Origin of the sequence: Cognatundibacterium griseum, assembly GCF_014284195.1 — a bacterium.
In the GTDB taxonomy this organism is placed as follows: domain Bacteria; phylum Pseudomonadota; class Gammaproteobacteria; order Burkholderiales; family Burkholderiaceae_D; genus Undibacterium; species Undibacterium griseum.
The window spans coordinates 209,003-224,704 of the sequence record NZ_JACOGC010000004.1 but is presented as its reverse complement, the minus strand read 5'-3'; the positions used below and the strand labels follow the sequence as shown (position 1 = coordinate 224,704).

At 57.0% G+C, this 15,702-nt stretch carries 14 protein-coding genes; 8 read left to right on the top strand and 6 right to left on the bottom strand.

Annotated features, from left to right (window positions below; genetic code table 11):
- The first annotated feature begins 23 nt into the window (after positions 1–23).
- Positions 24–599: a nucleoid occlusion factor SlmA gene (gene slmA / locus H8K27_RS11540; RefSeq protein WP_186863326.1), complete on the top strand. Its 576-nt coding sequence runs from the start codon at positions 24–26 to the stop codon at positions 597–599.
- Positions 600–762: 163 nt separating this feature from the next.
- Positions 763–1,218, top strand: coding sequence for an Mpo1 family 2-hydroxy fatty acid dioxygenase (locus H8K27_RS11535; RefSeq protein WP_186863325.1), 456 nt, complete (start codon positions 763–765; stop codon positions 1,216–1,218).
- A 29-nt stretch (positions 1,219–1,247) separates the two neighbouring features.
- Here the strand turns inward: H8K27_RS11535 and H8K27_RS11530 are convergent, their stop codons facing one another.
- Positions 1,248–2,549, bottom strand: a complete 1,302-nt coding sequence (locus H8K27_RS11530; protein WP_186863324.1) for a sensor domain-containing diguanylate cyclase — start codon at positions 2,547–2,549, stop codon at positions 1,248–1,250.
- Positions 2,550–2,840: 291 nt separating this feature from the next.
- On the opposite strand from H8K27_RS11530, the gene pabB reads away from it, so the two are divergent.
- The 6 genes from pabB (at position 2,841) to H8K27_RS11500 (ending at position 10,336) form a co-directional block, all read left to right on the top strand.
- Positions 2,841–4,718: an aminodeoxychorismate synthase component I gene (gene pabB / locus H8K27_RS11525; RefSeq protein WP_186863323.1), complete on the top strand. Its 1,878-nt coding sequence runs from the start codon at positions 2,841–2,843 to the stop codon at positions 4,716–4,718.
- Positions 4,719–4,946: 228 nt separating this feature from the next.
- Positions 4,947–6,110, top strand: coding sequence for an ABC transporter substrate-binding protein (locus H8K27_RS11520; RefSeq protein ID WP_186863322.1), 1,164 nt, complete (start codon positions 4,947–4,949; stop codon positions 6,108–6,110).
- Between the two features lie 163 nt (positions 6,111–6,273).
- Positions 6,274–7,335 (top strand): branched-chain amino acid ABC transporter permease, encoded by a 1,062-nt coding sequence (locus H8K27_RS11515; protein WP_186863321.1) that lies wholly within the window; start codon positions 6,274–6,276, stop codon positions 7,333–7,335.
- Positions 7,332–9,143, top strand: a complete 1,812-nt coding sequence (locus H8K27_RS11510; protein ID WP_186863320.1) for a branched-chain amino acid ABC transporter ATP-binding protein/permease — start codon at positions 7,332–7,334, stop codon at positions 9,141–9,143. The genes H8K27_RS11515 and H8K27_RS11510 overlap by 4 nt, the downstream gene beginning before the upstream one ends.
- A complete protein-coding gene (locus tag H8K27_RS11505; protein ID WP_186863319.1) occupies positions 9,140–9,925 on the top strand; it encodes an ABC transporter ATP-binding protein in 786 nt (261 codons plus the stop codon). The genes H8K27_RS11510 and H8K27_RS11505 overlap by 4 nt, the downstream gene beginning before the upstream one ends.
- A 12-nt stretch (positions 9,926–9,937) precedes the next feature.
- Positions 9,938–10,336 (top strand): VOC family protein, encoded by a 399-nt coding sequence (locus tag H8K27_RS11500; RefSeq protein WP_186863318.1) that lies wholly within the window; start codon positions 9,938–9,940, stop codon positions 10,334–10,336.
- A gap of 49 nt (positions 10,337–10,385) precedes the next feature.
- Here the strand turns inward: H8K27_RS11500 and H8K27_RS11495 are convergent, their stop codons facing one another.
- The 5 genes from H8K27_RS11495 to gpmA form a co-directional block, all read right to left on the bottom strand.
- Positions 10,386–11,171 (bottom strand): spermine/spermidine synthase domain-containing protein, encoded by a 786-nt coding sequence (locus tag H8K27_RS11495; RefSeq protein WP_186863317.1) that lies wholly within the window; start codon positions 11,169–11,171, stop codon positions 10,386–10,388.
- Between the two features lie 69 nt (positions 11,172–11,240).
- Positions 11,241–11,996 carry a HesA/MoeB/ThiF family protein gene (locus tag H8K27_RS11490; protein WP_186863316.1) on the bottom strand — a complete coding sequence of 252 codons (756 nt, stop codon included), beginning with the start codon at positions 11,994–11,996 and terminating at the stop codon, positions 11,241–11,243.
- A 37-nt stretch (positions 11,997–12,033) separates the two neighbouring features.
- Positions 12,034–13,545 carry a S41 family peptidase gene (locus H8K27_RS11485; RefSeq protein ID WP_186863315.1) on the bottom strand — a complete coding sequence of 504 codons (1,512 nt, stop codon included), beginning with the start codon at positions 13,543–13,545 and terminating at the stop codon, positions 12,034–12,036.
- A 14-nt stretch (positions 13,546–13,559) separates the two neighbouring features.
- Positions 13,560–14,894 (bottom strand): murein hydrolase activator EnvC family protein, encoded by a 1,335-nt coding sequence (locus H8K27_RS11480; RefSeq protein WP_186863314.1) that lies wholly within the window; start codon positions 14,892–14,894, stop codon positions 13,560–13,562.
- A 6-nt stretch (positions 14,895–14,900) separates the two neighbouring features.
- Positions 14,901–15,647: a 2,3-diphosphoglycerate-dependent phosphoglycerate mutase gene (gene gpmA / locus H8K27_RS11475; protein WP_186863313.1), complete on the bottom strand. Its 747-nt coding sequence runs from the start codon at positions 15,645–15,647 to the stop codon at positions 14,901–14,903.
- Between the last annotated feature and the right edge of the window lie 55 nt (positions 15,648–15,702).

Below are 15,702 nucleotides of genomic sequence, written 5' to 3'. Positions count from 1 at the left end.
CCGAATACTGCAGAACACAGAACATGGCTAGTACCAAACCCGGCGAACGTAAATTACAGATATTGCAGACTCTTGCCGCAATGCTGGAAAACCCCAAAGGGGAAAAAATCACGACCGCTGCGCTGGCTGCCAGAGTCGAGGTTTCTGAAGCCGCGCTGTATCGCCATTTCGCCAGCAAGGCACAGATGTTTGAGGGTCTGATCGAGTTCATCGAATCTTCGGTATTCGGCCTGATTAACCAGATCAGCGAACAGCAGACGGATGGCCTGTTGCAGGCGCAGGCGATTGCCCAGATGCTGCTGAATTTCGCAGAAAAAAATCCGGGCATGACCCGGGTGCTGACGGGCGATGCGCTGGTGAATGAGGATGAACGTCTGCAATTGCGCATGAACCAGCTGGCGGAACGTCTGGAAATGGCTTTCCGGCAATCTTTACGACTGGCGGCGAGTCAGGGAAATCTGCCGGAAAATGAAGCTGCGGCCAGAGCCTCTTTGCTGTGCAGTTTCATTCTGGGTCGCTGGCTGCGTTTTGCCAAGACCAGCTTTAAATATCTGCCAGGCGATCAGGCGCAACTGCAGATCGCCATTCTGCTGCGCTGAGTCTTTTACTTGGTATTCGCCCGTTTCCAAAGTATGATAATTGACGCTGCCCGGCTTCTGACAACAGGGCGGTGCATTCATCATAAAAAAATCATCGCGTCACCTGCCTGACCGGAAACGATGTCATCCCGGCCAGCCCGGATGCAGCGATACCGGAGACAGTATGGAACAGATTCAGACGCATCAACGACGTCGGCAAATCGACGTTTTACTGAACAAATACGCGGAAAGTCATCAGCACCCGGTCAATGAGATCATCCATTGTGTCTGTGTGCCTGCAATTGTGTTTTCTTTTCTGGGGCTGATCTGGAGCGCCCATCCGCTGGCCGCCTATGCTGCCGTGATGACCAGCCTGATTTATTATTTTTTTCTGTCGCCCAGATTCGCTGCCGGAATGCTGCTGATGTCGGCTGCGATGCTGGCAGTATTTCCGCTGCTGCCGCAGACGCATATCTGGCAGATTGCCCTGGCCGTGTTTGTCGTGGCATGGATAGGCCAGTTCATCGGTCACAAAATCGAAGGAAAGAAGCCTTCATTTTTTGATGACATCCGCTTTCTGCTGATCGGCCCACTGTTTGTGCTGGGATTTTTGTACCGGCGGCTGAATCTGGCCTACTGAACAGGGATTGATTCTTGTGCCGGCCGGGATCAGCTGGCCTGCAATTGTGGCCGGCTCATCTGGTTCGGGTCATACAGACGCCAGACATTGCGTCCTGCCAGTTTGGCGGCTTTCAGCGCCTGGTCTGCATGTTGCAGCAGCAGACGCTGCTCGTGGGTGTGCAGCGGACAGCAGGCGATGCCGATGCTGCAGGTAATGGCGTGCTGCCTGCCGTTGGCGTTGAATGGCTGCTGCATCGCCACGATCAGGCGCTCGGCGAGCTTTCTGACCGTATCCAGATGATCGATATCGGGCAATACCGCCGCAAATTCATCGGCACCGACCCGGCATAAAGTATCCGTGCTGCGCAGGACTTCGGACAGGCGCAGTGCCAGACTGGCCAGCAGCTGGTCACAGACATCGTAGCCGTAACGGTCACTGATCCGCCGGAAATGGTCCAGATCAATGAACATCAGCGCCATCAGCTCCTGCCGTTCGACCGCATCTTCGACACTGTGCGTGATGAGGCGGTGAAAGTAATGCCGGTTCGGGAGTTTGGTCACGCTGTCATGGTTGTCCAGAATACTGAGGCGGCTTTCGGCGGCGCGCTGTTCGACCGATTCGCTGCGCATGTCGTTTTCCCATGCTTCCATACGTGCCAGCATCAGGTTGAAGTGCATGGTCAGATTGCCCAGTTGCTTTTCACTGTCGGTCGCGGCGCGCAGGCTGTAATCACCGAGTGTCGCTGCCTGCTCCGCCACTGTTGCCAGCTCAAGAACCGGGTCGAGAAGCGCCATACGCCTGCGGGTCAGTACCAGCGCTGCGGGTAGTGCGATGAATATGCTTGCCAGCAGTCCCAGCATCAATTGCAGCAGCAGGCGATCATGCAGTGGGGTGAGTGACTCACGCAGTATGACTTCACCCTTCAGCGTTTCTCTGTCCAGAATCGGGACGCTGGTTTCCAGGCTGTTCAGATGAAACCGTTGCCAGGTATGCGCTGCCGGCACGACCGGGGCGATATGCTCAGTGTTGATCAGGTTACCGTTTTCCCAGGAATAGATGGCATTACCCAGCTGGTTGAAGACGGTCAGTGAGCGCAGGTTTTTATCCTGACCGCTGTTGAGAATCATATTCTGCGTGGCGCGCTGGTCGCCGCTGAGCAGGCTGTCTGACAGATTGCGTGCCAGTATGCTTGTTCTCAGCACTGTCTCATGACTGGCGCTGATGCGTGACAGTACGTAAGAGAGCGCCAGCGTCAGCAGCAGGCCTGCCGTCAGACAAAAACCGACGAGGCGCAGATGCCCCAAAAAAATAGACCTGGCCTGAGGCTGTTTAAGAAAACGTAAATCCATGTGCCTGAAAAAGTAACCGCGTTGATCGGAACATCGTTGTCAGGACTGTGCTGCTGTTAGCACAGTCCTGCCAGCCTGATGTAAAGGTGCCATTGTATGCATCTCTGCGAGATGATGCATGTTTGTCATCTATTCGGTATCCTTTTTACTCCGGATCAGGCGTGCTGCGCTACTGTTGTTACATTTTGCTGTAGCTTCAGGGAAATATGCCGCGCCGGATGCGGGCTGCAAAATCCGGTCTCCGGGAGTAAACTCCGGGTCTCTCCGATGTCCGGGTTACACTGTATCAATATGGCTGCTGCTTCCTTGTCCCTTACTGAAATATGGCATTCCGGCCAGGCATTTGCTTTGCTGGATGATGCCCATGCCGCGACGGCGCAATCCAGACTGTATCTGGACTTGCAGGAAATACGGGTCTGCCGCAGTGCTGCGGAATGGCCGGACTGGATGGCCGGATTGGAACGCGCCGTGCAGGATGGGCTGTATGCGCTGGCGCTGCTGTCCTACGAAAGCGGTGCGCAAAACCAGGGCATCGCAGTGGAAGCAGCAACGGCAGTTTCGCGTGTCGCGCTGTTTCGCAGTTGCCATCATCTGACAGCAACGGAGGTGGGGGCATTGCTGGCCGGTGCGGACAGCAATGCGGCCGACACACCGCCAGCCGGCGTTGCCGGATTGCGCAGCAGTGTCGATGCGCAGCAGTTTCACAGCGCCATCGCCCGCATTCAGTCTTACATCGCTGCCGGCGATACCTATCAGGTAAATTACACCTACCGCCTGCATTTTGATGCTTACGGCGATCCGGTGGCGCTGTACCGCCGTCTGCGCGCCCGCCAGCCGGTGCCGTACGGTGCGCTGATCTGCCTCGACAGCAATGAAGCAGTGCTGTCCATGTCGCCGGAACTGTTTGTCCGTCACCATGCCGGTCAGTTGCAGGCCAGACCGATGAAGGGGACGGCTGCTGCCAGCGGTGACGCAGAGCATGACCGTGAAACGGCGCGGCAACTCGCTGCCGATCCTAAAAACCGGGCTGAAAATCTGATGATCGTTGATCTTCTGCGCAACGATCTTGGCCGCATTGCTGAAACCGGCAGCGTACAGGTGCCGCAGCTGTTTGAGGTCAGCCGTTTTTCCAGCGTGCTGCAGATGACTTCCACGATTCATGCCCGTTTGCGCAGCGGGCTGGGGCTGGGAGAAATCCTGACAGCCTTGTTTCCCTGCGGTTCAATTACCGGTGCACCGAAGCGGCGAACGATGGAAATTATCCATGAAGTGGAGAGCAGTCTGCGTGGTCTGTATACCGGTGCTATCGGTTGGTTTGATCCGCCGCAGCTGGTGGATGTGCCGGGCGATTTTTGTTTGTCAGTGCCGATACGCACTCTGCAATTGCAACGGGCTTCCTCATCAGCGCCGGCACTGCCTTTCTGGCAGGGTGTCATGGGCGTTGGGGCCGGAATCGTGTATGACAGTGTTGCTGCAGACGAGCTGGCGGAATGCCGTTTAAAGGCAGGATTTTTGACCGGGCTGACAGCTGGATTTGAACTGTTTGAAACCATGTATGCAACGCGTGAACAAGGCTGCCGTCACTGGCCGCGTCACTTGCAGCGTTTGCGGGCGTCGGCCCTGTATTTTGGTTTTTGCTGGGATGAAGCGGTGCTGCACGATGAAGTGCAGCGCGCCTGCGCTGGCTTGCCGGCGGCAACGCCCTGCCGCCTGCGGCTGGCATTGCAGCCATCAGGCAGTATCCAGATCAGCAGCGGTGTTCTCAACCCCTTAGCCGATTTACCGTCAGTCGTGTTGGCGCCGGAAACAACTTGCAGCGCAGACCTGTTTTTGCGGCACAAGACCAGCATCCGCCAGCGTTACGACGCAGCCTGGAAGGCGGCAGAAGCACAGGGCGCATTTGACATGCTGTTTTTTAACGAGCAGGGACATCTGACGGAAGGCGGACGCAGCAATGTGTTTATCCGCCGGCAGGGGCGCTGGCTGACGCCGCCGCTGACCGATGGCGTACTGCCGGGCGTGATGCGGTCGGTGTTGCTGGAAGACGCCGGGTTGCAGGTGCAGGAACAATCGCTGACACGCGCTGATCTGCTGCAGGCCGAACAGATCATGTTGTGCAATGCTTTGCGCGGCGCCTTCACCGTGCGTCTGTTGCCGCAGCCAGTGTGACCGGATGCAACAGCGGCACCGGAAAGCGGTGCGTACGTTGTGCGACGGACAGTGCGCGGGTTACACTCGGTAATCTGCAGTAGTAATGCGCCGGAATCTGTCAGCGTGCCATGCCCGATCGGGGCAGCCTTGTCCGATACAGATGCAAGACCCGGAAACAGCGTTTCACCAGAAAGCGCCGCAGGCTGCTGCCAGCAGGATTGACTGACCGACACAGGAGACTATCTGATGAAAAAGAACTACACCCTTGCTGTTTTACCTGCCTTGCTGTCATTGCTGCTGAGTGCGCCGGTGCTGGCGCAGATCAGGGTGGGCGTGAACGTATCGGCCACCGGTGCCGGTGCTTCCATGGGGATACCGGAAAAAAACACCTTCGCCTTGCTGCCGAAAGAAATTGGCGGCAAAAAAGTCGAATACATCATTCTCGATGATGCCTCCGACACCACGACGGCCGTCAAAAATGCCCGCAAAATGGTGTCCGAAGACAAGGTCGATATCCTGATCGGCTCCACCATCACTCCGCCATCGCTGGCCATGATTGATGTGGCTGCAGAAACCGAAACGCCGATGATTTCGATGGCTGCCTCGTCATCCATCATCGCGCCGCCGGATGCGCGCCGTCAGTGGGTGTTCAAAACCCCGCAAAATGATTCACATATGTCGACCGCGATTATCAGCCACATGAGCGATGCCGGCATCAGGACAGTTGGTTTCATCGGATTCAATGATGCCTATGGCGAAGGCTGGTACAAGGAATTTTCCAAACTCGCGGAATTGCGGAAAATCAGGATCGTTGCCAATGAGCGTTTTGCCCGCCCCGACACGTCTGTGACCGGACAGATCCTGAAAATCATGGCAGCCAATCCGGACGCGGTGTTCATTGCCGGTGCCGGAACACCTGCTGCGCTGCCTCAGAAAACCCTGAAAGAGCGCGGCTATAAAGGCAAGATTTATCAGACGCACGGCGTTGCCAATAATGATTTCCTGCGGGTATGCGGCAAGGATTGCGAAGGCACCTGGCTGCCCGCCGGACCTTTGCTGGTGGCCGAGCAGCTGCCCGCCGATAATCCGGTGAAAAAATCGGCACTGCGTTATGCAGCCGCCTATGAAAAAGCCTATGGCGCCGGCACGGTATCCACATTCGGCGGTCATGCATGGGATGCTGGTCTGCTGCTTGAAAATGCGGCAGCAACAGCGTTGAAAAAAGCCCAGCCGGGCACCAGGGAATTCCGTGCAGCGCTGCGTACCGCGCTGGAGGGCACCACCAATCTGCCGGTATCGCATGGCATCGTGAACATGAACGCCAATGACCATCTCGGGCTGGATCAGCGTTCGCGCGTGATGGTGCAGATCGTTGGCGGAAAATGGAAATGGGCCGGACAAGCAAACTGAGTATGTCTGAAGTTTGAAAAGGGAGCGCAGGCTCCCTTTTTATTCGGTTTTTTTCCAGAGTCCAGATCCCGCACCGGCTGATCCTGTTATCTGCAGACAGGCAACGGTGGACTGCCGACGCGGCGAACCGGGAGTTTTACCGATTTTCTGAAAGTGACATTGCATGGATTTTTCGATTGCGGCCATTCTGGCGCAGGATGGTATGACCAACGGCGCCATGTATGCGCTGCTGGCGCTGGCACTGGTACTGGTGTTTTCTGTAACACGGATTATTTTCATCCCTCAGGGGGAATTTGTCGCTTTTGCCGCACTGAGTCTGGCGAATATCCAGGCCGGACAATTTCCTCCGGTGGCGATGCTGTTGCTGATCGCCGGCATCCTGTGCCTGCTGAAAGAGTTGCCGGCATTCTGGCGGGCATCGCAGCACACGGCTGCCGCATGGCGAAAACTGTTGTCCGATGCCGCCCGGCTGGTGCTGTTTCCGGTTTGCCTGATCCTGCTGTGCCGCTGGCTGCCGTTGCAGGCGCTGGCATTGCCGCTGCAGGTGATGCTGGCGCTGGTCCTGATCATTCCGCTTGGGCCGATGTTGTACCGGCTGGCGTATCAGCCGCTGGCGGAAGCCAGTACGCTGGTGCTGCTGATTGTGTCGGTCGGGGTGCATCTGGCACTGAGCGGAATCGGTTTGCTGATGTTCGGTGCCGAAGGAGTACGCACGCGTGCGTACAGCGAAGCGCAATGGCAGATCATCGACGGGCTGATGATTTCCGGTCAGAGTCTGGTGGTGATCCTGGCGGCTTTGCTGCTGATCGTGGCCTTGTCGCTGTATTTTGAGCGCAGCCTGCAAGGCAAGGCATTGCGGGCGACGGCGGTGAACCGGCTGGGCGCGCAACTGGTCGGCATCGGCACCCGCCAGGCAGGCCGGCTCGCTCTGACGCTGGCTGCCGCGCTGGGTGCATTATGCGGCGTGCTGATCGCGCCGATGACGACCGTGTATTACGACAGCGGATTTCTGATCGGGCTGAAAGGTTTTGTCGGCGCGATTGTCGGCGGGCTGGTCAGTTATCCGCTGGCAGCTGGCGGCGCGCTGCTGGTGGGATTGCTGGAATCGTATTCTTCGTTCTGGGCGAGTGCGTACAAGGAAGTGATTGTTTTCACGCTCATCATCCCGGTCTTGCTGTGGCGTTCTTTACATACCGCCGCCCATGACGAGGAGGACGAAGCATGAAGCGTCTGTCCCCTGTTTCATGGAGCCTGTTGCTGCTGGTGCTCGCATTTCCCTTGCTGCCGGTGCCGGAATTCTGGGTGACGCTGAGCAATTACATCGGCTTGTCAGCGATGGTCGCGCTCGGACTGGTGCTGCTGACCGGCGTCGGCGGACTGACCTCTTTCGGACAGGCTGCTTTTGTCGGTATCGGTGCCTATGCCACGGCTTATCTGAGCACGGCGCAAGGCTGCTCGCCGTGGGCCGGGTTGTTTGCCGGCGTGCTGCTGACGATGCTGGCGGCATGGGCGATCGGCATGATCACCATGCGTTTGTCCGGACATTATCTGCCGCTGGGGACGATTGCCTGGGGTTTGTCGCTGTTTTTCCTGTTCGGCAATCTGGAGTTGCTCGGCAAATACGACGGCATTAATGGCATTCCACCGATCCGTATCGGGCATTTCAGTCTCGACAGCGCCCGCAGCATCTATTTCCTGATCTGGGGCTGGCTGCTGCTGATGGTGGCAGCGCTCGGCGCCTTGCTGCACTCCCGTCCGGGACGTGCCATCCGCGCGCTCAAAGGTGGCGTGGTGATGGCGGAAGCCATGGGGGTGCACACCGTCAGGTTGAAAGTGATTATTTTCGTCATGGCTGCCATGCTCGCCAGCGTTTCCGGCTGGCTGTATGCGCATATGCAGCGCTCGGTGAATCCGACACCGTTCGGGCTGAATGCCGGGATTGAATATCTGTTCATGGCGGTGGTCGGCGGGGTGGCGCACATCTGGGGTGCCTTGCTGGGATCGGCACTGCTGACCTTGCTGAAAGACCAGTTGCAGACATTGCTGCCCGCCTTGTTGGGCAGCAATGGAAATTTTGAGGTGATTGTTTTCGGCGTGCTGCTGGTGTTGCTGCTGCAAACCAGCCGCAACGGCGTCTGGCCGCTGCTGACCGGGATACTGAAGCCATTGCTGCCCGCATCCCGTCCTCTGCATACGGTACAGCTGGCAGATGCCCTGCCGCTGGAGCAGCGCAGCCAGCCAGCGGCAGGCACACTGGTGTTACAGGTGCAGCAGGCGCGCAAACAGTTTGGCGGGCTGGTGGCGGTCAACGATATGGCGTTCAGCGTGCATGCCGCGCAGATCGTTGGTCTGATTGGCCCTAACGGCGCCGGTAAATCGACGATGTTCAATTTGCTGACCGGTGTGCTGCCACTGACTGCCGGCAGCGTGCATTTCCATCACCAGGGACAGATGCGCGTCATCAGTGGTTTGCCGTCGCGGGATATTGCCGCACTGGGTATGGCACGCACTTTTCAGCATGTCCGTTTACTGGCCGAGATGAGCGTGCTGGAAAATGTGGCGATCGGCGCCCATTTGCGGCACAAGGGCAACGATGTTCAGGCCGTGCTGGCTGGTTTGCTACATCTGGACCGGCGCATCGAAACACGCCTGCTGGCAGAGGCATACCGGCAATTGCAGCGTGTTGGTCTGGCGGACATGGCCGGTGCCGAGGCCGGCAGTCTGTCGCTGGGGCAGCAGCGCATCGTGGAGATTGCCCGCGCCCTGTGCGCGGACCCGGTACTGCTGCTCCTCGATGAGCCGGCTGCCGGTCTGCGTTATCAGGAAAAGCAGCAGCTGGCATCGCTGCTGCGGCAATTGCGGGCAGAAGGAATGAGCATCTTATTGGTGGAGCACGATATGGATTTCGTCATGAATCTGACCGACCATCTGGTTGTGATGGAGTTCGGCACCAACATTGCCGAAGGCTTGCCGCAATATATCCGGCAGCATCCGGCAGTGCTGGAAGCGTATCTGGGCGGGATCGACGCATGAGCCAGACCAATTTCAATCACCACATTAACGAACAAACTGCTGCTTTGCTGGATGTGAAGGGATTGCAGGTTCTGTATGGCAAAGTCGAGGCCGTGCAGAGCGTGACGATGCAGGTGCGTGCCGGACAAATCGTGACGGTGATCGGCCCGAACGGTGCTGGTAAATCCACCATGCTCAATGCGCTTGCCGGCGCTTTGCCGCCGGTTGGCAGGCAACACGGCAGCGTGATGCTGGCAGGGCAGGATATCAGCACCCTGAGTGTGGAACAAAGAGTGGCGCTGGGCATGTCGCTGGTTCCGGAAAAGCGGGAGTTGTTTGCCTCCATGAAGGTGGAGGATAACCTGCTGCTGGGCAGTTACCGCCGCTATCAGGCCGGCGAGCGCCATTATGCAGATCAGCTCAGTATTGTTTTTGATCTGTTTCCGCGCCTGAAGCAACGCCGTACCCAGCTGACCGGGACTTTGTCCGGCGGCGAGCGTCAGATGCTGGCGCTGGGAAGGGCGCTGATGGCAAAGCCCGCATTGCTGATGCTGGATGAACCCAGTCTCGGGCTGGCACCGCTGATTGTGAAAGAGATTTTCCACATCATCCAGCGGCTGCAGCAGACCGGTGTTGCGATTTTACTGGTGGAGCAAAATGCCCGTGCGGCGCTGCAGGTGGCGACTTATGCGTATGTGCTGGAAGGCGGGCTGGTGACGCTGGAAGGCGCGGCAGCAGAGCTGGCGCATGACCAGCGCGTCATCGATACTTATCTCGGCCTCAGCCGAGCCCATACAGAGTAAGGAGCCGGCACAATGATTTCGCATATTTTTATCGGTGTGAATGATTTTCCGCGGGCATTCGGTTTTTATGCAGCGGTGCTGCAGGAACTCGGCCTGCAGCTGAAATTTGTGGATCAGGATAAACCCTGGGCTGGCTGGATGCGGCCTGAACAGCCGCGCCCCCTGTTGCTGATCGGCGCTCCTTACGATCATGGATCTGCAACCGCCGGTAACGGCCAGATGACCGCGTTACTGGCAGAAGACCGCGCTACCGTGCGCAGGGTGTACGACCGCGCGCTGGCGGCTGGCGCCCTGTGCGAAGGCGCGCCCGGCCTGCGGGCGCATTATCACGAACATTATTACGGTGCTTATTTCCGGGATCCGGACGGCAACAAACTCTGCATCTGCTGCCATCAGCCGGAACCGGAATGATACTTTTTCCGTTGGATGCTATTGGTTGAGCCGGCAGGCTGCGCAGTGATCAGCATTGCTGTTGCATCCACGCTTTCAGCCCGTTGACCCATTTGGCGGCAGGCAATTTCATTTGCAGCCGGATTTCCGTCGCACGCTGATACAGCACTTCAAAATCCACTACCGGCGCCTGCTTGAATGCCATGACCACCGTATTCGCATCATGTACCAGCGGCAGCCATACCACCGCATCGAAAGCGTCCTGCAGCGCTGCCAGATTAGCATCGCAGTTAGCTGCATAATTCTGTGCGTTTCCGAACAGATTCACGGTCAGTATGCCCTCCGCCGTCAGGCAGTCTGCGCAAGCCTGATAAAAAGCGCGGCTGCTCAACGCCGGTGCCTCCGCCGCGGCATCGTATAAATCCACCTGCATCACATCGATGCTGCCTTGCCGCGCCGTATCGTGCACAAAATCCAGTGCATCCATGTTCAGTACCTGCAAGCGTTCGTCATTGTCCGGCAGCCGGAAATGTTGATGACAAGCGTGGATGACGTGCGGGTTCAGCTCCACCGCCGTGACCCGGCTGCGGGGAAACTGACGGTAACAGAATTTGGTCAGTGCCGCCGCGCCTAGGCCGAGTTGCACCACATGCCGGGGCTCTTGCAGAAACAGCAGCCACATCATCATCTGTTGCACATATTCCAGCTCGATCTGATCCGGCATCGCCATGCGCATTGATCCCTGAATGGCATCGGACGACAGATGCAGCGACCGCACACCCAGATGTTCGGAAATCGTGACTTCAGGCAGTGTGTCAGCCTGCATGTGCAAATAGGGTGTGAGATGACTATTCATGCCGGATGTGCCGGTGGCACCGGCAGGACTGAAGCCTGGAATGCCGCTGCATCGCGTTGTCTCGCTGATTCAGTGATGCGCGGTGCCGCATGCACTGCACTGTGGATTGCGCTGAATGCCGATCTGATGCCATTCCATGGTCATGGCATCCAGGATCAGCAGGCGTCCCTGCAGTACGCGGCCAGTCTGCATCAGCAGCTTCAGCGCTTCTGCTGCCTGCATGGTGCCGATGATGCCGACCAGCGGTGCGAACACCCCCATGGTGGAGCACAGGACTTCTTCCATTTTCTGTTCCGGAGGAAACAGGCAGGCATAGCAAGGTGAATGCGGATCACGGGTATTGAACACGCTGATCTGGCCGTCAAAACCAATGGCTGCGCCTGAGACCAGCGGCACTTTGTGGCGGACGCAGGCCGCATTGACGGCGTGCCGGGTGGCAAAATTATCACAGCAATCCAGCACCACATCTGCCCCGGCGACCAGCTGGGCCAGCAGTGCGTCATCGGCCTTTTCCTGCACGGTGATAATTCTGATTTCAGGATTAATCTGCTGTAATGCCACCTGTGCCGACAGCACTTTTGGCATGCCCACCCGCTCTGTGGTGTGCAGTATCTGACGCTGCAGATTCGTCAGGTCAACCTGATCGTGATCCACCAGCGTGATCTGGCCTGCACCGGCGCTTGCCAGATACAGCGCTGCGGGAGAACCCAGACCGCCGGCACCGATGATGAGCACACGGGCTTCAGTCACTTTTTGCTGGCCTTCGATGCCGATCTGGTCCAGCAGGATATGGCGGGAATAACGGAGAAGCTGTTGATCGTTCATGAGGAGAAAAAAGGCCGCGGGAAGCGGCCTTGGCGTGTTATTTTTTCTTGGATTCGGATTTGCCGTCTTTGTCGGACTTATCGGATTTGTCTGACTTATCCGCTTTATCCGTTTTTTCAGTCTTGTCAGCCTTATCCTTATTGTCGCCGTCTTTGCTGTCTTTCGGATCGGTGACTTTGACTGGCAGACCTTTCAGATGATTCAGTGCCTGGGCTAACTGGAAGTCTTCCTTGCTGCCGTATTCCAACGGTTTGCTTTTCTTTGCCAGTGCCAGCAGACGCTGCTCTTCTTCCAGTTCATCGACCTTAGGACGGACCGGCTCTTTTTCCTTATCGTTGACCAGATGTTTCTGCAAGTCGGATTCACGGGCGCGGAAGCTGTTGAAGCCATCGCCATCGGCTGTTTCTTCGACATTCAAATCAGGAACGATGCCTTTTGCCTGGATGGAGCGGCCATTTGGCGTGTAATAGCGCGCAGTGGTGAGTTTGACGGCGGTGTCGGCAGAAATCTGGCGGATGGTTTGTACCGAGCCTTTGCCGAAACTCTGGGTGCCGATGATCGTGGCCCGCTTGTAGTCCTGCAAGGCGCCGGCCACGATTTCAGAAGCCGATGCCGAACCGGTATTGATCAGCACGACCATCGGTACGTTTTTGATGGCTTCCGGCAGCTTGGCCAGCGGGTCGCCAGAAGTGCGCCCTGCATAAAATTCGCGCTTGGCATAAAACGTCGCCTTGGAGTCAGCCAGCTGGCCATTGGTCGAGACCACTGCCACGTCTTTAGGCAGGAAAGCCGCCGACACGCCAATCGCACCGGGCAGGACGCCGCCCGGATCATTGCGCAAATCCAGCACCAGGCCTTTGATGTTCGGATCTTGTGCATACAGTGTCTGCACTTTTTTCGCCATGTCTTCCACAGTCGGTTCCTGGAACTGGGAAATACGCAACCAGGCATAACCCGGCTCGACGATTTTTGCCTTCACGCTCTGCTGTTTGATCAGCTCACGGGTAATGGTGACGATGATGGGTTTATCTTCGTTTTTGCGGGCAATCGTCAGCGTGATTTTGGTGTTCGGCTCACCGCGCATTTTTTTCACGGCTTCATCCAGCGTCATGCCTTTTACCGGCTGGGAATCAAGCCGCGTGATCAGGTCGCCTGGTTTCAGGCCGGCGCGGTAGGCCGGCGAATCTTCAATCGGAGAGACGATTTTGACGTAGCCGTCTTCCATGCCGACCTCGATACCCAGTCCGACAAATTTGCCCTGGGTGCCTTCTTTGAGTTCTTTAAACGCTTTTTTATCCAGATAGGCGGAATGCGGATCGAGCGATGCCACCATGCCGGAAATGGCTTCGGTCAGCAGTTTGTTGTCCTCGACTGGTTCGACATAATCGGATTTGATCAGACCGAAGACATCGGCCAGCTGACGTAATTCTTCGACGGGTAGCGGGCTGCCGGCATTTTTCTGTGCCAGTGCCGAAAACTGCATGGATGCGGCAATACCTGCCACCATGCCGAGGCCGATCAAACCAAAATTCTTGAATTTACTACCCATGATTCACCTAAAGCCTATTTAACAAGGATCCAGTTTAAAGGATCAAATGCCCGTCCCTGATGACGGATTTCAAAGTATAAACCTGATTCTTCATTGCCGCCGCTGTTCCCGGCACTGGCAATCACATCGCCGGCTTTCACGTTATCGCCGACATGCTTCAATACTGCCTGATTATTACCGTAAATGCTCATGTACTGATCGCCATGGCCGACAATAATCATATTTCCGTAGCCTTTATACCAATCCGCGAAGATGACCCGGCCCGGCGCAACCGCCCTGACCTCGGCACCTTCGGCGGCTTTGATGAACAGGCCTTTCCAGCTGGGGCCATCGCCGCGGCGGGTGCCGAAGCGGGCCAGGATGTCGCCTTTGACCGGTAAGCGCAGCTGTCCTTTGAGTTTGTCAAACTCACCGGGCGGCGGGATTTCCGCTCTGGCCTGCTTCGGTGGTTCGTCATCGTCAATCGCATTCGGGTTAGGTTTTTTCCCGGCTTTTTTGTCCAGCGCTGCCTGTCTGGCTTTTTCCTTTTGCGCGGCGATTCTTTCCTGCCGCTGCTTTTCTTCCTGCTCCGCGCGCAGCTTGTCTGCCCTGATCTGTTCTTCAATCAGCTGATTCAGACGTGAGACCAGATTTGTCAGCCTTTGTTCATCTTTTTGGAGATTATCCGCCTGTTTTTTTTGTGCATATAATTTATCTGACAACTGGCTGACCAGAGTCGCATGTTTTTTCTTCTCTTTTTCCAGCGCGGTCTTGTGATCTTTTTCCTCGGCCGCGATATCGTCGAGTTCTTCTTTGGCTTCCTGGGCTTCCCGGGTATTTTGTTCCACGGCCCGCAGACTGCTGCGCAGGCTTTCTATCATTTTTGCCTGGGTCTGGGAGACATAGCCCATGTACTGCAGATCGCGGTTGATCCGGTTGGGATTATCGCCGGACAGCAGTAATTTGATGCGGTCGCTGTCACCGTGCATATACTGCCGCTGCAGAAATTTCGAAAGCTGTGTTTTCTGCTGTTCGACTTTGCTGCGCAGGATTTCCTGCTGTGCCAGCAGTTGCCGCAGCTTATCCTCGGTTTGTGCCTGCTCCTGCTGCAGGTCGCGCAAAGAACGGTTGGCTTCGGAAATTGCCTTTTCCGATTCAGCCAGCGCGTCACTGGCCTGATCCTTGGCATTTTCGGTTTTGCTGATATCGGTTTTCAGGGCTTTGAGCTTTTGCTGCAACTCCGCCCGTTCTGCTTCTGCTTTGGATTTTTGCTGTATGCGGACGTTGCTGGCAGCCGTCACCAGCCCGGCTGTACCTGCCAGAGACAGGCACAGCAGCGGGGTCAGTAAAAGACGGAGACGACGCGGCATCCGGGCTTACTTGGCTTTGCCCTGGCTGGCGACCGCTTTCAGCGCCGCTTCAATCGCAGACTGATCACCGAGATAGTAGTGACGGATCGGCTTGAGATCGGCATCAAGCTCATACACCAGTGGTTGGCCATTTGGAATATTCAGGTTCACGATGTCGTCGTCGCTGATGCCGTCGAGCATTTTGATCAGCGCGCGCAGACTGTTGCCGTGGGCGGAGATCAGGATGCGCTTGCCGGAGCGGATCGCCGGCGCAATCGAATCTTCCCAGGCCGGCACGACGCGGGCAACGGTGTCCTTCAGACACTCGGTCAGCGGAATCTGCTTGCGGTCCAGCCCGGCATAGCGCGGGTCATTGAAAGAGGTGCGATCGTCGTCTTCAGCCAGCGGATTAGGCGGGGTGTCATAGCTGCGGCGCCAGACCAGTACCTGCTCATCGCCATATTTGGCGGCAGTTTCTGCTTTGTTCAGGCCTTGCAGCGCACCGTAATGACGCTCGTTCAGACGCCAGTCATGGATCACCGGCAGCCACATCAGATCCATGGCGTCGAGCGTGCCCCACAAGGTGCGGATCGCGCGCTTCAGCACAGAGGTGTAGGCGAGGTCGAAAGTAAAGCCGGCTTCTTTCAGCAACTGGCCTGCCTGTGCCGCTTCGGCCACGCCTTTCGGGGTCAGATCGACGTCAGTCCAGCCAGTAAAGCGGTTGTCCAGATTCCAGGTAGATTCGCCGTGGCGCATTAAAACGATTTTGTACATGATGATGAGTCAGAGTCGTGGTTAATCAGAAATGGCGAAAAATCACTCTCCGGCG

Coding starts and splice junctions, on each gene's coding strand:
- H8K27_RS11510 (WP_186863320.1), top strand. CDS start 7,332: ATGAAGCGTCTGTCCCCTGTTTCATGGAGCCTGTTGCTGCTGGTGCTC.
- H8K27_RS11535 (WP_186863325.1), top strand. CDS start 763: ATGGAACAGATTCAGACGCATCAACGACGTCGGCAAATCGACGTTTTA.
- gpmA (WP_186863313.1), bottom strand. CDS start 15,647: ATGTACAAAATCGTTTTAATGCGCCACGGCGAATCTACCTGGAATCTG.
- H8K27_RS11495 (WP_186863317.1), bottom strand. CDS start 11,171: ATGAATAGTCATCTCACACCCTATTTGCACATGCAGGCTGACACACTG.
- H8K27_RS11530 (WP_186863324.1), bottom strand. CDS start 2,549: ATGGATTTACGTTTTCTTAAACAGCCTCAGGCCAGGTCTATTTTTTTG.
- H8K27_RS11500 (WP_186863318.1), top strand. CDS start 9,938: ATGATTTCGCATATTTTTATCGGTGTGAATGATTTTCCGCGGGCATTC.
- pabB (WP_186863323.1), top strand. CDS start 2,841: ATGGCTGCTGCTTCCTTGTCCCTTACTGAAATATGGCATTCCGGCCAG.
- H8K27_RS11515 (WP_186863321.1), top strand. CDS start 6,274: ATGGATTTTTCGATTGCGGCCATTCTGGCGCAGGATGGTATGACCAAC.
- H8K27_RS11485 (WP_186863315.1), bottom strand. CDS start 13,545: ATGGGTAGTAAATTCAAGAATTTTGGTTTGATCGGCCTCGGCATGGTG.
- H8K27_RS11520 (WP_186863322.1), top strand. CDS start 4,947: ATGAAAAAGAACTACACCCTTGCTGTTTTACCTGCCTTGCTGTCATTG.
- H8K27_RS11505 (WP_186863319.1), top strand. CDS start 9,140: ATGAGCCAGACCAATTTCAATCACCACATTAACGAACAAACTGCTGCT.
- H8K27_RS11490 (WP_186863316.1), bottom strand. CDS start 11,996: ATGAACGATCAACAGCTTCTCCGTTATTCCCGCCATATCCTGCTGGAC.
- H8K27_RS11480 (WP_186863314.1), bottom strand. CDS start 14,894: ATGCCGCGTCGTCTCCGTCTTTTACTGACCCCGCTGCTGTGCCTGTCT.
- slmA (WP_186863326.1), top strand. CDS start 24: ATGGCTAGTACCAAACCCGGCGAACGTAAATTACAGATATTGCAGACT.